Below are 14,284 nucleotides of genomic sequence, written 5' to 3'. Positions count from 1 at the left end.
AACGCTTACTCTAACAGCCGCAAGGGGTGGTGATCGCATCTAGCTAGAACACGCCAACGCGAACCGCTTATAGCAGTTAGCCTTCAAGTAGCAGTCAACCTTCAAGACGTCCTAGCCACAAAATGGCTACGCTGCGAATACTAGACGACTGAAAGCAACATCGACTCGTATTTGCTACTCGTATTGACTAATGTATGGCTATCGCTCCGTTCGCTAGGACAGAGATTGGGGGATGCTCGTGTTTTAAACGATCGTGCGACTGCTATCACGTTGTGACCGGTTTCTTTGAGACTCATGTGGACGTTTCGATCGCTTAACTGTGCCACCCTGGTAGAGCAAAAAAATTAGAGCAAAAATCCTGCTGTTGTTGTTCGATCTTTCCTGATGCGCTACGTTGCCTATAAACTGATGAGCGATGAAAAAAATTCTGGTTGTTGAAGACGAGCGTTCAATTCGTGAGTCGCTTTTAGAGTTGCTTACAGTTGAAGGTTTTAGCGTTTTGGGTGCAGCAAACGGTCGTACTGGCGTGCAGTTAGCTCAGCAGCACTTACCAGATTTGATTCTATGTGATGTGACGATGCCTCAACTTGATGGGTATCAGGTGCTTGCAAGCCTTCGACAACAAGCGGCAACAGCTGCCATTCCCTTCATTTTTCTGACGGCACGGGGAACCAAGGGAGATTTTCGGCAGGGAATGGAGATGGGCGCCGATGACTTTCTGACGAAACCCTGCACGGCGGACGAATTGTTGGCCGCGATCGCCAGCCGTTTTGAGAAACAGGCAACAGTACTGAAGCAGTCGCAGAACCAGCTTGACAGTCTCCGGCACAGCATTGCACTGTCGTTGCCGCATGAATTGCGAACGCCTTTAAATGGCATCTTGGGGCTTTCTGAAGTACTGATAGAAGACCATACAAACCTTGAGCCGCAGGAAGTCTTAGAACTGGCTCAGGGCATTCATGGTTCTGCCGAGCGGCTTTCCAGGCTGATTCAAAACTTTCTCCTTTACGCTGAACTGGAAATTACAGCCCGCGATTCCGAACGTCTCTCTGCGCTTCGCAGCGGTGAAACCTTCTTTCCAAGTAGCCTCATTACCCATGTGGCCAGTGCGATCGCCCAGCGAGAAGGACGCGTGAGTGATCTGCAATTAGACCTGCAAAACACTAAAATTCAAATCTCTGAGCCAAGACTAAAAGTAGTTGTAGAAGAGCTAACTGACAATGCCTTCAAATTTTCGACGGCAGGTACACCTGTGCGGTTAGCGACGGTGATTACCAGCGATGGACTGACGTTGACGATCGCTGATCATGGGCGGGGGATGACTGCAGAACAACTCGCTAGCTTAGGCGCATACATGCAGTTTGAGCGCAAGTTTTACGAACAGCAAGGCTCTGGTTTAGGCGTTGCCATTGCCAAACGTCTGGTGGAATTGCATGGCGGGACATTGACGATCGCCAGCGTTCCTGGTCAACAAACAACGGTACAAATCACGCTTCCAGGTAGCGAAGGCTAAGCCATCTATGTGCCGACTAATTTCTGAAACCAGTCATCGTTCCAGAGTTCGTCAAACGCAACATCTGTTTTTGCTTCAGCACGGTAGCTGGGATTGAGTTCGATCGCCTTTTCCAGACTTTCGAGCGCAAAGTCAGCTTCTCCCAAAAAGGCGTGACTGAGGGCGCGGTTGTAGTACGCGCTGGCATAGTCTGGCTTTAGATCCAATGCTTTGTTGAAACTGGTGATGGCATCTTTGTGACGACCGAGTTGAGCCAGTGCATAGCCACGTTTATCTAACGCTTTGTAAGAATCGGGGTTGAAATGAATGACCTCATCAAAGGAAGCGATCGCATCTTTGTGTCGTCCCAGGGTTTCGAGTGCGAGACCGCGATTCATCCAGGCAACGGCATCATCGGGTTTGAACTGTACCGCTCGATCGAACACATTAAAGGCATCCTGATGTCGTCGCAAAATGCCGAGCGCAACTCCTTTATTAACTAATGCTTCGTGATAGTCGGGCTTGCTATCCAATGCTTGATCATAGGAGCCGATCGCGTGTTCATAGCGCTTAAGGCGTGCCAGACTAATCCCGCGACTAAACCAGCCTTTGTCGTCTTTGGGCTTAACTTTTAGCATCTGGTCAAAGGAGTCGATCGCGGGTTCATGACGCTGAATTTTTTGGAGCACTAGCCCACGTTGATACCAGATATCTGCATTTTCTGGCTGAAGTTCCACCACTTTGTCGTAACGCAAAATGGCTGCTTCGTAGTTTTCTTCAGCGAAGAGTTCGTGTCCCTGCTTGATGTATTTATTCACATCAATAAAGAGTTCAGGACGGTTCGCTTTGAGCAGTTCCAGTTGTGCCATCAAGTCTTGCAGTTTTTGTTGCAAGGCTGCGACTGCCTCCTCGGAAACGGGGGACGCTTCTGCCAGTTGCTTGAGAATGTCGTCTTTTTGAGTTTGGGCATTTGCCTGAAGCGCTGTAAGCTGTGCTGCGAGATCAACCTGCAAGGTTTCGATCGTTTGCAGAGTGTTATCTTTTTGCCCGGAAACCGTTGCTTTGAGATCAGTAATTTGAGTCGTGAACTCAGTTTCTAATGTTTCTAACTCTGCCAGAATACGATCGCGTTTTTGCTGCGTTTGCTGTTGAGCATCTAGCTGGAAACTCGTAATTTGTGGAGTGAGTTCAGCTTTAATTTGTTCTAGATCGCTCAAAATGATTTGTTTTTGATCTTGCGCCTTTGTTTGTAGCGCCGTCAACGTTTCGGTAAAGTCACGGTCGGCAGTTTCCAGCTTTTGCAAGATGCGATCGCGCTGCTGTTCAACACCTGTCTGTAATTCGGCAAGCTGCGGCGAAAAATCTGCTTTCAGTTGTTCTAAATGATCCAGAATGCGATCGTTCTGCTGTCGTGCGATCGCCTGTAAATCGACGAGTTGAGCCGTAAATTCGCGTTCCGATACTTCCAAGCGCTGTAAGACTTGTTCCTGTCGGTCTTGAACATCCAGGCGAAAATCAGACAGTTGCGGTGTGACTTCGGCTTTCAGGTGTTCCAGGTTTTCGAGAATACGATTTTTTTGCTGTTCGGCGATCGACTGTAGCTCGACTAACTGTGTGGCAAACTCGCGTTCGGAGGCTTCTAACCGTTCTACCATGTGCCGTTGCTGTCGCTCTGCCTCCGTTTGAAGCTGACTCAGTTGCGGTGCAAAATCGGTTTTGAGGTGGGCTAGCTCTTCGAGAATGCGATCACGCTGTTGTCTGGCAGAGATTTGCAAATCCAGCAATTGGCCTGCAAAGTCTCGTTCCGATACGGTGAGCTTTTGCAGCACCGCTTGCTGGCGTTGCTGTACATCCGTTTGCAGCTGAGCTAACTGCGGCACAAAATCGGCGGTCAGCGTTTCTAGGCTAGAGAGGCTGCGATCGCGCTGCTGTTTAGCAGATACCTGTAACGCAGATATGTGTTCGGCAAAGTCTTGCTCTGATGCGGCTATGTTTGCCAGTGCTCGCTCTTTTTGTTGCCGTACATCTGCTTGTAAAATTTCCAGGTGCGGTTCTACACCTGTTTTAAGCTGCTCCAGGTGCCCAATCATCAGCGTTTGTTGAGCGACCGCTGCTGACTGAAGTTTGGCAAGATGGGCGGCAAAGTCTTGCTCGGATGCCGCCAGTTTTTCCAGTGCCTCTGTTTGTTTTAGCTGAATATTTGACTTAGAGCCGGTAAGTTCTGCGGTCAGCTCAACGCCCAAGGACTCAAGGGTCTGTTTTGAGTCGTGAAGCTGGGTTTCAAGGGCGGCAATCATTTGTGCCTTCGCGTGTACTAGCTCAGCGACTAAGCCCGTCAACGCGTCGCGTTCTTTTGTCACGTCTTGCTGAAACTGCTCGGCTTCGTCAGCAACGTCGTCCGCGATCGTTTCTACTTCTTCCAGAATGGTCTTTGCGTTCTCTTTCGTTCTGGCAATCTGGCTTTCGAGGTCTTGTAAGCCCTCTAGCTGCTCTTTGGCACGGGTGGCAATTTCCTGAATGACAGCGCGACGTAGCAACCACAGTGCCGCGATCGTCGCTGCCAGCAGCACAATCAAAACGCCCAGCAGAATGTTGAATAACGTTGTCACGCGCACCACAGAGCGATCGGCATCACTATTCTGTACCGCTCCTGAAGACGGCTGTAGTTGCGCCAGTAGTGGGGTGGGCAGTGAAGAAGGGTACGATCGCGCGGGTTGCACCATGGCACCCATCGCTAGCAGCAAGACCGAGAGCGTAAGCCCACTGCGGGACAAGACGTCTGGCTCCCTTCTCAAAACCTCTGGGTGCTGTCGCTTCATCGAGAATCATCCTTCGCTGGCAGTCGATGGTTGCAGTATATCGAAGACGATACAGAGCAATTGCTTATCTTCTCCAGAGTAATCAAATTTGGGCTCAGTGGTCTAAAGCCTTTCAGTTAATTACCAGCGACAACAGTCAGCTTTGCGCCCATCTCTGTGACGACCTTGAGCGGTAGAGCCGATCGCGACTCACGACGTGGAAATTGAATAAACTGGACACCCGCTTGAGCAGGCTGCACGACCATCACATACTGCTCACCCGTCCATCGAATGCGAGTGACACGGTGGGATAGTACCCAGACCTCAGCCGTTTTGCCCGTATTAATCTGAGTCACATTGTCGGCGTTGTAGCACTTCCAAAGCGTGTCTTGTACGCTCCACAGTCCAGAAAGGTAAATGGGTTCCATCCTCAGGCTGAGACCATACTGTGTAAACGAAAAGATCTTTTGCTGCCAAAACCGTTGGGCTACTCCTTGCAGCGGCTGATTGGCTAGGTCGCCAGCATAGCGCGGTAGACTCTGTAGCTTCTTGGCTTGCTCGGCTTTGGTTGGACGCACCCAGGTCTGCGCTTCACCACACACCTCAAACGGCACATCGACTGCCGGCTGAGCCGCGATCGCAACAGCGCCGAGTGGATGAGCACTTGTCTTGAGGGGGGGCACAACCGCAACCCCGACGCTACTGGCTGCCAGAACGACTAGACTGCAACGAAAAAACTTTGGAAAGAAATCAAACATAGCTGGTCACACTACTGATGAGTGTTTTGGGGTGATGAGTGTTTTGGGGTTGTGTTCCACATTGATGGTTCGTTATCTGTAGAACCCTTACAGGTAAAGGCTCTACAGTTTGCTCGATTGATTAAGGTTGATGATTGTGTTCAGGTCGGCGATCGCGCCGCTAATCAGTACCGCCCCAACTCCAGAAGGGATTCCCATTGCGGACGCCCTTGCGGAGGATGACAGTGGTGAAAGCATTGGCATCGCGCATGCCCGTCATGTCGAGAATGAGGTAAACCTTGCCACCTGTAAATCTAAGACGTAAATAAGAATGATCGGCATACGCTTCGTCACCATTCTTCACCATACGAGCAGTGGCTTTGCACTGTCTGTAGACAGGTTTGAGTGTACCAACCCAGGTGACACTAAAATCATCGACTGCAGCGAGAGTGACGCGATCGGTGAGTTGGGTCAAATTAGCGCTGCCATCGATCGTATAACCACCTTCCCGATAGGGCTGCGCTTGTTCGTTCACAACCACTTTTTCAGGACAGCGAAGCGTTGGGTTATCCAGCGCTTTGAACACCTCTAGTTCGATCGGTGCTGCCTTGACTGGTGCAGTTGTCAACAGTGTTAGCGCCAAAGCACCTAGCCCAACCCACGATCGCATCTTCACAAGAAAGCTCCTCTCTGCCACAGATCAGTCTCTACAGCAACGCTAAGCCTCATTCCGGGAACAGGCGCTAATACTTGCCACACAGATTCAAGCCAAACCCCAAACCCACCCTTCGCCTCTAACTCCAAATCCTCTAGCTTGTCGGCGCAAAGCGCTACTCAAAACTCAAAACTTTCACCCCCACCCCCACCCCTGTTACTTCCCCTCCCTCCTAGGGCACCCTGAGTCATAAAGGCTACTCACAGGTAGGCTTTAGCACTCAATGCCATAAATTCCACTTAAAAATGCTGAATGTAGTGGTTGGACATAGTAACGATCCCGACTCGCTGGAAGCGGTGACCGATGTGCTGGCGCAATGTCACCGATCGCTAGCAGGAGTGCTCCCGCAAGCAGGTCTTTTGTGAATTACAAGCATCCCAAGTCGTCCTCGAACGCAAGAGCGTGGATTTAGAGCAGGCAGTCAGCCAACTGACGAGGATGCAAGATCAGCTGGTTGAAGCCGAAAAAATGGCGGCGCTGGGCAATTTAGTGGCTGGAGTAGCGCATGAAATTAATACGCCTGTGGGCACTAGTATTACGCTTGCCTCAACGTTGATGGATGAAACGCAGCAGTTTGCTGACGCAGTGGAGTCAGGGGCGCTGCGGCGATCGACGTTATCGAATTATCTAGACATTGCACGCGAAAGTGCAACCCTTATTCTCAGTAATTTGACTCGTGCAGGCGAACTGGTACAGAGTTTCAAACAAGTTGCGGTAGACCAATCCAGCCTGGGTCAACGGACGTTTGCAGTCAAGCCTTACCTGGAAGAAGTCGTTGTCAGCCTCTCGCCCCAATTCAAGCAGGCGCTACACCGAATGAGGATCGAAGGCGATGAAACCGTTATGATTCATAGCTACCCGGGTGCTTTAGCACAGGTTGTAACCAACTTGGTGAACAACTCACTGATCCATGCGTATCAACCGGGTGAACAAGGGCAACTCGGGTTTAATGTAGTACAGCAAAATGAGCAGGTCACCATTTTTTACTACGATCGTGGTCGCGGTATACCAGAATTAGTTCTCGGTAAAATTTTTGAGCCCTTCTTCACGACTGCCCGTGAAAAAGGAGGCACGGGCTTAGGGTTGCATATCACCTACAATTTGGTTACCCAAAATCGGCAAATACGCATTATTTTACGCACCGGTCATCCTGGTGAGGCACCCGAAGAAGCCGTTATCTTAAATTACGATATCAACGACTATAAGCTCAAGGTAGAACTGACACGTCAACGGTTGTTAACGACCACGATCGCGGCTCTCCGTTCCTACTGAGATTTGATGACGATCGAGCAGCAAAAGCTTGAACTGGCTCACACTCTGGCATTGCTGCAGCAGGCGCAACGGCAGTTGGAAGAGTATACGCATACCCTTGAAAGGAAAGTCATTGAGCGGACAGCTACGTTAGAAGAAGCCAACAAAGAACTGCATCAATTAGCAACGCTAGATGGGTTAACCTTAGTGGCTAATCGTCGTCGCGAATACTGGCAGCAGCAATGGCAGTATTCGATGCAACAGCAGCAATCATTGTCATTAATTCTGGCAGATATCGATTAATTCAAAAACTATAACGATCACTATGGGCATCAAGAAGGGGATGAATGTCTGTGGAAAATCGCTCAAACGATCGCCTATGCCCTGAATCGCCCCTCTGATTTATTAGCACGTTACGGGGGAGAAGAGTTTGTCATTGTCCTACCTTTCACCTCGATCGAGGGTGCTTGCAAAGTAGCTGAAGTCATCCTCTCTGAAATCCATACACTCTGCCTACCGCATGCCAAATCCCCACTGAGCGATCGCGTCACTCTCAGCTTAGGCATCACGTGCGTCGTACCGCAGCCTAATCGTTCGTGGAAACAACCCATCACCTTTGCTGATCAAGCACTCTATCAAGCAAAGCAGGAGGGGCGCAATCGCTACTGTGTCCATCGGCTGAGTGCCAAGACTGGTTAGCCTCATGCTCGTCTTAGAGCACGGTCCTGAAGCCAGCCATCACCCGCGGTCGCCTCATCTAAAGGATGGAACCATTCATTAAAGGATGGAAGAACCATCGATCGGCACGATCGCTTACTCCTGACAACGCTCCAAGTCATTGCAGGCAAGGCGTTGTTGCCGTTCAGCAGTGATGGTTGCCAAATCTGCTCGCCCGGTGAGCACCAGTCGCCAGTCTGCCCAGAGACCATACACAAAATCAACGATCGCACCAACGATGGGCAACTTGGTGGCTGCATAGACCCAACCCATGCCTAACACCTCGTAGACGTGACGAAAAACGGCAACGTTCGTGATCACAGTGCCATCAGGTAACACGGCGTGAATGCGTCCCATGGCGGTTTCAAAGTCAACTCCGCCGTTCGCTTCTGGTGTGTAGCGATCGTCTGCAATGTTGACAAAAGCAACCAACCCACGCCCACCATCCCGCTTTTGCAAGAAGTTGACTTCTCTTACACACAAGGGGCACGCGCCGTCATACAGCAGCTTGACTTGCCAGGATGGTGACGCTCCAGGAAGCTGTGAATCATCGGCGGTTAATGCAACACCATCGTTTTCCATGCGAATCGTTTTGTTGTCCATATTTGAATGTATGGAGCCATGATCGAACGCGTCTCAACGCGTTCAAATGCACCCCATCTCTACTGTACAAAGAAAAGCTGAACGCTGACGGCTGACAGCGAAAACCATGCGGTGATGGCTTTGCAGTACTTACCCTTTGCCGTTGGCTACAGCCATCGCTTCAACTTCTACAACCCCCCGAAACATATTCATGCCACAGGTGAAGGGATACTGCCCCGGCTTTTCTGGTGTAAATTCCACTGTTGTGACTTGATTCAAACTAAGGTTTTGAGCAATGTGGAACGCAGGCAGTACGACCGTTTCGAGGCAACTACTGGGATCTTTGCGGAAAAAGTTGAGCCGGACAGGCTGACCAACACTGACGACCACTTGACTGGGTTCATAACCACCATCGACAGTGATGGTCAGTTCTTGCACGCCCTGCTTGGCTTCTGCCTTTTGTGACTGTTTTTTGCTGAAGAGAAACCACCAAAGTTCTAGTCCAATTAAGGCTGCGCCACCGACCACCACACCGATTTTTAGCCCCAAGGGTTGCTCAAGGCGACGAAACGGTTGAGGTTGCTCCGCTTCAGTCATATCCATCGGCATCTGAGCGTTAGCATCGTCTTTTGCAGTGAGAAGTGTGGCGCTTGCAGCAAGGCTCAGGACGATGCCCAAGCCTGCAAGCCTGGCAACCATCTTTTTTTTGCTAACCATGATTCAGCCTCCTGCAAAATTAGATTGTGGTTTTCGGCTGAAAGTTGCGTAATCGCAAGGCATTGGTGACGACAGAGACGGAGCTAAAGGCCATAGCACCACCCGCAAGGATGGGACTCAGCAACCAGCCAAAGAAGGGAAACAGAATGCCAGCGGCGATCGGAATGCCAGCGACGTTGTAGATAAAGGCAAAGAAGAGATTTTGACGGATATTTTGCATCGTCGCGCGGGACAGTTGAATGGCAGTAACAATGCTTTGCAGATCACCAGAAATGAGGGTGATGTCACTCGCTGCGATCGCCACATCCGTTCCAGTCCCGATCGCAATCCCCACATCGGCTTGAGCGAGTGCCGGAGCATCATTAATGCCATCACCGACCATTGCCACAATGTTGGCTTTCGTACGTTTGGTCGCACTTGCCTTTGCCGCTTTGGAGCCAGTAGAGCGTGCGCCGATCTTCCCGCTCTGCAGTGATGCAATCACAGAGGCCTTCTGGTCAGGACGCACTTCCGCAATGACGTGTGAAATGCCCACTTCACGGGCGATCGTTTCAGCCGTCGGTCGATTATCTCCTGTGAGCATCACCACCTCTAACCCTAAGCGCTGCAAGGCTCGGATGGCTTGAATAGATGAAGGTTTAATGGCATCCGCAATGCCCATAATGCCTTGCACGTCACCATCAATGGCAAGCCAAATGACAGTTTTGCCGATCGCTTCCAGTCGGTCTCGATCTTGTTGTAGAGCTTCAGTGTTGATGCCTAATTCATGAAACCAGCGCTGCGTACCGATTTGCACCATTTGGCCAGAGACCTTGCCCTGAACCCCGCTCCCTGTGATCGCCGCAAAATCCTGTACAGTAGGTAGCTCCACCTGTTGCGTTTTGGCATAGTTCACCACCGCTTCCGCCAGGGGATGCTCTGAGTTGCGTTCCACCGATGCAACCAGGCGCAGCAGCTTGAGTTCATTGCTGTTCGCGGTGCCTTGAGCCGTGACAAAGTCAGTTACGGTGGGCTTGCCTTGAGTAATCGTGCCTGTTTTGTCCAGCACAATGGTCTGAATTTGATGTGCCAGTTCTAAGCTCTCTGCGCCTTTAATCAAAATGCCGTTTTCTGCGCCTTTGCCCGTGCCTACCATGACCGATGTGGGGGTGGCTAAGCCCAACGCACAGGGGCAGGCAATAATCAGCACGCCAACGGTGGTGATCAACGCGAGGGTGAGGTTGCCCATCGCTAGAAACCAGATGACAAAGGTCGCGATCGCAATGGCAATGACAACCGGGACAAACCACCCCGTCACCTGATCGGCTAACCGCTGGATGGGTGCTTTTGAGCCTTGAGCATCCTGCACCAGTTTGACGATTTGCGCCAGCACGGTATCTTTGCCCACGCGGGTCGCACGAAATTTGAAGCTGCCGGTCTGATTGATGGTGGCTCCAATCACTTCGTCGCCCACGTGCTTCTTCGTTGCGACACTTTCGCCCGTGACCATCGATTCGTCGATCGTTGAGGCACCTTCCACAATTTCTCCATCCACAGGAATCTTTTCTCCCGGACGCACCACCACCACATCGCCAAGCTGCACGTCTTGAATGGGTACTGACATCTCCTGCCCATTGCGGATAATGCGAGCCTCTCTCGCCTGTAAGCCAATGAGCTTGCGGATCGCATCGGATGTTTGCCCTCGTGCGCGGTTTTCAAACAGCCGTCCCAGCAAGATCAACGTAATGACGATTGCCGCGGTTTCGTAGTAAAACTCTGGCATCAAACCTTGATTGACGAGAAATTGCGGCAAAACAGTGGCAAACACCGAGTAGAAATAGGCGGCACTGGTGCCCAGAGCAATGAGCGTATCCATCGTGGCAGCATGACGCTTCAAGGCTTTCCAGGTGTTGCTGTAGAAGGAATAGCCGCACCAAAACTGGACGGGAGCCGTGAGCACAAGCTGAAACCAGGGATTTGACAACCAACCAGGGATAAACGGTAGTTTGAGTCCCGTCATAGCAGAAAGTGAGCCGATCACCAAAATGACGCTGACGATCGCGCCGACTCCCACCTTCTGCATCAAATCACGGGTTTCAGCTGCACGAGCCGCTTTTTCAGCAGCACCTTCTTCAGTTGTTTCTTGCCCTTGTAGCGAGGCGGTATAGCCCGCGTCACTCACCGCGTCTTGAATAGCTTCTAACGTAGCCTTCTGGGGGTCATAAGTGACGGTGGCTTGCTCGACACCAAAGTTCACACTGCTTGCGCTCACTCCTGGCACTGCACGAATCGTACTCTCGATACTATTGGCGCAGGCGGCACAACTCATGCCTCGCAAGTTGAGATTGACGGTTTCCATTTGCAAGACCTCGTTTAAGTGACGGAGTAGCCAGCCGCAACGATCGCTGCCTTCACCGTTGCTTCGGGCGTTTGCGTTTCAATCACAACGAGTTTAGTTTTGGGATCGGCTTGCACCGTTGCAGTGGGGTCGATCACCTGGACTGCCTGAGTGATGGTATCGCTACACGCAGAGCAAGCCATATTGGGAACGGTAAGTGCAATTGCCATATTTCGAGGTTTCTTTAATTAGGGATTATTTTTATCTTAAAGCCTCCACTCGACTGGATAGTCAAGGGAATGTGCCCAATGCTTCATAGTTCTCTACAAGATTTGCTTACACATCTCTACAAGGTTTGCTTATACAAAGTTAGGACGGGATCCTATAGGGACGTTGCAATAACGCCCCTATAGGATCGGAACAACATACCTAAAAACCATCCGAGGACGGAGAGGAAACGCTGGTTGTTATTGGGCAAACACTAGGCTGATGCCATTGCCATCGCCATCTGGCGGCACGTTTCAGCGCAACGACGACAGGATGCAGCACAACGCTGGCAGTGGTCGTGATGATGTTTTTCACACTCAGCTGCGCAGCGATCGCACGCTTCAGCACACACGCTGCACAATTGTCCATGAAGGTCAGAGTTTCGTGCCATAAAGCGAGCACAGAGTGCACAGGTATCAGCGCAGTCGCGGCAGCGCTTGATGCATTGAGCCATCATTTGCACCATGTCGCTATCGAGGCAGGCAGTGGCGCAGTTTTCACAGTCGCGTAGGCAATTGAGACACGCTTCAATGCAGGCATCAAGCAAGGTTTGGTGGGTTTGAGTTGTCGTCATACTGAACTCCCTAAACGCATAAAGGACGCCAGCGCACAAGGCTAGACAACTTCACCCTAAAGAAGCTCTGCGATCGTTGCTTCCCTCTTCCGAAAGGGATACGGTTTCCGCCTTGCTGGCTAAAACGATTTCATCCTGATTTCATCACCATGTGCCATGTTGATCGAGGGTATCTGTCTCCTTCCTGTGAACAACCGCTGGGACAGCTAAAACAGCCTACTGACTTGAAGGGGTTGACTCTCCAGTGGACTGGAGTACTCAGAATCTAAACATAGCCTCCAATCCTTTCCTTATGGCAACCAAGCTTATGTCACTCCATTTTCTAACGAGCAAACTACTCAAAAAAACAGGTTCGCTAGTTTTGCTCTTAGGGGCGATCGCGTCCACTAGCAGCCTGCTCAATGCCTGCTCTGCCGCTGCCCAAAAGCAGGCACAAGACCCCAACCCAACGGTTACCGCCGCTGGATCTATGCAAATGGATCATGGCAACATGAATCAGGCTGGCGGCATGATGAACCACACCATGGAGATGAGTCTTGGTCCTGCTGATGCCAATTTTGACCTGCGGTTTATTGATGCGATGACGCCGCATCACCAAGGAGCCGTTGTGATGGCAAAGGAAGCGCAGCAAAAATCGAAGCGCCCTGAAATCCAAACGTTGGCGGCTAGCATTATCAAAGCCCAAGCCAAAGAAATTGCTGAAATGAAACAGTGGCGGCAAGCCTGGTATCCCAAAGCGTCTAGTACCCCAATGGCTTGGCATGCCGAAATGAATCACATGATGGCAATGTCAGAGAGCCAGACGAAAGGCATGATGATGAGCATGGATTTAGGGGCCGCTGATAGTCAGTTTGATTTGCGCTTCCTGAATGCCATGATTCCCCACCATGAGGGCGCTGTTACGATGGCAAAAGAGGTCTTAAGCAAGTCCAAACGCCCAGAAATAAGGCAATTGGCTCAAGCCATCATCAAGTCTCAGAACGCCGAAATTGCTCAGATGAAGCAATGGAAGCAAACCTGGTATAAGCAGTAAGAACCGACTAAAACGGCTTTTACGGTGCCTTCTTCCCTTTGACTTTGTAGTGGTGAAGGAATCTTACTTTGAGCTTGATGCAGCCTTTCTGCTATCAAAGGACGATCGGTTGGGTGTCGCTAATCTAGACTGCGTTGCTCTTGAACGATTCAGACAGATAAATCTCCCAAAGGATAGACAATGCCTCCGGCCATTAGTAAGAAGATGGGCTCTAAGTTTTTAGAGTTACTACTCCATGCCATTGGTTGCAGATATGAAGTTCATTTAACTAAGCATCTTTACTGAAGTGACGTTTGCTAGTTGAGCGATGCGTCGATTGCAGTGTTTGACCCGTATGACGTAGGTGCCACTTATCGTTACTCTTGGCGTCACAGCGATGACGCCAAGAGTATCTGTTTGCCTGCGCCTGGCGTAACACTGGAGCTAGCTAAGGGTTCTAGTAACCTGAATGAATTAGAGGGCTAGTAACGTAAGCGTGGCAAGTACGCCCCTGGAGACTGGCGACGGTGCTTATTGGTTGCTGATGTGAATGTAATGGAGGGAAGAGTATGAATCAGCACCGTCAGACGCCTGAACAGCTCTTTGCAGGTAGTGGTGAAATGGCGAGGCTCATGCGATCGTACAACTGGTCGCAAACGTCACTTGGCTCTGTAGAACGGTGGTCACAGAGCTTGAAAACGGCTGTGCGCATTGTGCTGACCTCTCGTCAACCCATGTTTGTTTGGTGGGGCGATGACCTGATTAACCTTTACAACGATGCTTATAGAGCGATCGTGGGTGGCAAACATCCAGAAGCCCTTGGGCAGCCTGCCTCCGTGGTTTGGCAAGAAATTTGGGATCAGATCGGCCCACGAGCAGAGTCAGCCATACTCAAAAATGAGGGCACTTACGACGAAGCTCTGCTGCTCATTATGGAGCGTAACGGCTATCCAGAGGAAACTTACTACACGTTTTCGTATAGTCCGATTCCTGATGATCAGGGTAATACGGGTGGTATTCTCTGTGCGAATAGTGATGATACACAGCGCATTATTGGTGAACGGCAGTTAGCACAGCACCGTCAGTCATGAATTTCGCACACCGC

The 14,284-nt window shown here is 50.7% G+C and carries 13 protein-coding genes and 1 pseudogene; 6 read left to right on the top strand and 8 right to left on the bottom strand.

Annotated elements, in window-relative coordinates:
- Positions 1 to 415 precede the first annotated feature (415 nt).
- Positions 416 to 1,513 (top strand): hybrid sensor histidine kinase/response regulator, encoded by a 1,098-nt coding sequence (locus C7B82_RS06765; RefSeq protein WP_106255537.1) that lies wholly within the window; start codon positions 416 to 418, stop codon positions 1,511 to 1,513.
- Between the two features lie 5 nt (positions 1,514 to 1,518).
- On the opposite strand, the gene C7B82_RS06760 is transcribed toward C7B82_RS06765, so the two are convergent.
- From C7B82_RS06760 to C7B82_RS06750, 3 genes are all read right to left on the bottom strand, one after another.
- Positions 1,519 to 4,311, bottom strand: coding sequence for a tetratricopeptide repeat protein (locus C7B82_RS06760; protein ID WP_106255536.1), 2,793 nt, complete (start codon positions 4,309 to 4,311; stop codon positions 1,519 to 1,521).
- A gap of 116 nt (positions 4,312 to 4,427) precedes the next feature.
- Positions 4,428 to 5,048, bottom strand: a complete 621-nt coding sequence (locus tag C7B82_RS06755) for a hypothetical protein (RefSeq protein WP_106255535.1) — start codon at positions 5,046 to 5,048, stop codon at positions 4,428 to 4,430.
- Positions 5,049 to 5,208: 160 nt separating this feature from the next.
- Complete coding sequence (locus tag C7B82_RS06750; RefSeq protein WP_106255534.1) at positions 5,209 to 5,697, bottom strand: hypothetical protein; 489 nt, start codon at positions 5,695 to 5,697, stop codon at positions 5,209 to 5,211.
- 483 nt (positions 5,698 to 6,180) lie between these two features.
- Here C7B82_RS06750 and C7B82_RS33650 point away from each other — a divergent pair, with 483 nt between their 5' ends.
- From C7B82_RS33650 to C7B82_RS34580, 3 genes and pseudogenes are all read left to right on the top strand, one after another.
- Positions 6,181 to 7,014, top strand: a complete 834-nt coding sequence (locus C7B82_RS33650; protein ID WP_106255533.1) for a sensor histidine kinase — start codon at positions 6,181 to 6,183, stop codon at positions 7,012 to 7,014.
- 6 nt (positions 7,015 to 7,020) lie between these two features.
- Positions 7,021 to 7,296 (top strand): PleD family two-component system response regulator, encoded by a 276-nt coding sequence (locus tag C7B82_RS33645; protein ID WP_245939766.1) that lies wholly within the window; start codon positions 7,021 to 7,023, stop codon positions 7,294 to 7,296.
- Between the two features lie 12 nt (positions 7,297 to 7,308).
- Positions 7,309 to 7,692 (top strand): annotated as a pseudogene (locus C7B82_RS34580) (diguanylate cyclase); the annotation flags it as partial.
- A gap of 114 nt (positions 7,693 to 7,806) precedes the next feature.
- Here C7B82_RS34580 and C7B82_RS06735 read toward each other — a convergent pair.
- The 5 genes from C7B82_RS06735 to C7B82_RS06715 form a co-directional block, all read right to left on the bottom strand.
- The gene (locus C7B82_RS06735) at positions 7,807 to 8,313 is read right to left on the bottom strand and encodes a thiol-disulfide oxidoreductase DCC family protein (protein ID WP_245939765.1); all 507 of its coding nucleotides are present in this window, start codon (positions 8,311 to 8,313) and stop codon (positions 7,807 to 7,809) included.
- A gap of 129 nt (positions 8,314 to 8,442) precedes the next feature.
- Entirely contained in the window at positions 8,443 to 9,009 is a 567-nt protein-coding gene (locus C7B82_RS06730; RefSeq protein WP_106255532.1) for a cupredoxin domain-containing protein, read from the bottom strand.
- A gap of 19 nt (positions 9,010 to 9,028) precedes the next feature.
- Positions 9,029 to 11,347: a heavy metal translocating P-type ATPase gene (locus C7B82_RS06725; protein WP_106255531.1), complete on the bottom strand. Its 2,319-nt coding sequence runs from the start codon at positions 11,345 to 11,347 to the stop codon at positions 9,029 to 9,031.
- A 14-nt stretch (positions 11,348 to 11,361) separates the two neighbouring features.
- A complete protein-coding gene (locus C7B82_RS06720; protein ID WP_106255530.1) occupies positions 11,362 to 11,556 on the bottom strand; it encodes a heavy-metal-associated domain-containing protein in 195 nt (64 codons plus the stop codon).
- Between the two features lie 251 nt (positions 11,557 to 11,807).
- A complete protein-coding gene (locus C7B82_RS06715; RefSeq protein WP_106255529.1) occupies positions 11,808 to 12,167 on the bottom strand; it encodes a four-helix bundle copper-binding protein in 360 nt (119 codons plus the stop codon).
- A gap of 292 nt (positions 12,168 to 12,459) precedes the next feature.
- On the opposite strand from C7B82_RS06715, the gene C7B82_RS06710 reads away from it, so the two are divergent.
- Entirely contained in the window at positions 12,460 to 13,200 is a 741-nt protein-coding gene (locus C7B82_RS06710) for a DUF305 domain-containing protein (protein WP_245939764.1), read from the top strand.
- Between the two features lie 548 nt (positions 13,201 to 13,748).
- Positions 13,749 to 14,270, top strand: a complete 522-nt coding sequence (locus C7B82_RS35020; RefSeq protein ID WP_219904091.1) for a PAS domain-containing protein — start codon at positions 13,749 to 13,751, stop codon at positions 14,268 to 14,270.
- Positions 14,271 to 14,284: the final 14 nt, after the last annotated feature.

This window comes from Stenomitos frigidus ULC18, from assembly GCF_003003795.1.
Lineage (GTDB): Bacteria > Cyanobacteriota > Cyanobacteriia > Leptolyngbyales > Leptolyngbyaceae > Stenomitos > Stenomitos frigidus_A.
The sequence above is the reverse complement of the archived record's forward strand: the minus strand, read 5'-3'. Positions and strand labels throughout refer to the sequence as shown.

What these genes read in the sequence shown, in the direction of transcription:
- C7B82_RS06765 (WP_106255537.1), top strand. Translation starts at nt 416, where the DNA reads ATGAAAAAAATTCTGGTTGTTGAAGACGAGCGTTCAATTCGTGAGTCG.
- C7B82_RS06760 (WP_106255536.1), bottom strand. Translation starts at nt 4,311, where the DNA reads ATGAAGCGACAGCACCCAGAGGTTTTGAGAAGGGAGCCAGACGTCTTG.
- C7B82_RS06755 (WP_106255535.1), bottom strand. Translation starts at nt 5,048, where the DNA reads ATGTTTGATTTCTTTCCAAAGTTTTTTCGTTGCAGTCTAGTCGTTCTG.
- C7B82_RS06750 (WP_106255534.1), bottom strand. Translation starts at nt 5,697, where the DNA reads ATGCGATCGTGGGTTGGGCTAGGTGCTTTGGCGCTAACACTGTTGACA.
- C7B82_RS33650 (WP_106255533.1), top strand. Translation starts at nt 6,181, where the DNA reads ATGCAAGATCAGCTGGTTGAAGCCGAAAAAATGGCGGCGCTGGGCAAT.
- C7B82_RS33645 (WP_245939766.1), top strand. Translation starts at nt 7,021, where the DNA reads ATGACGATCGAGCAGCAAAAGCTTGAACTGGCTCACACTCTGGCATTG.
- C7B82_RS06735 (WP_245939765.1), bottom strand. Translation starts at nt 8,313, where the DNA reads ATGGACAACAAAACGATTCGCATGGAAAACGATGGTGTTGCATTAACC.
- C7B82_RS06730 (WP_106255532.1), bottom strand. Translation starts at nt 9,009, where the DNA reads ATGGTTAGCAAAAAAAAGATGGTTGCCAGGCTTGCAGGCTTGGGCATC.
- C7B82_RS06725 (WP_106255531.1), bottom strand. Translation starts at nt 11,347, where the DNA reads ATGGAAACCGTCAATCTCAACTTGCGAGGCATGAGTTGTGCCGCCTGC.
- C7B82_RS06720 (WP_106255530.1), bottom strand. Translation starts at nt 11,556, where the DNA reads ATGGCAATTGCACTTACCGTTCCCAATATGGCTTGCTCTGCGTGTAGC.
- C7B82_RS06715 (WP_106255529.1), bottom strand. Translation starts at nt 12,167, where the DNA reads ATGACGACAACTCAAACCCACCAAACCTTGCTTGATGCCTGCATTGAA.
- C7B82_RS06710 (WP_245939764.1), top strand. Translation starts at nt 12,460, where the DNA reads ATGGCAACCAAGCTTATGTCACTCCATTTTCTAACGAGCAAACTACTC.
- C7B82_RS35020 (WP_219904091.1), top strand. Translation starts at nt 13,749, where the DNA reads ATGAATCAGCACCGTCAGACGCCTGAACAGCTCTTTGCAGGTAGTGGT.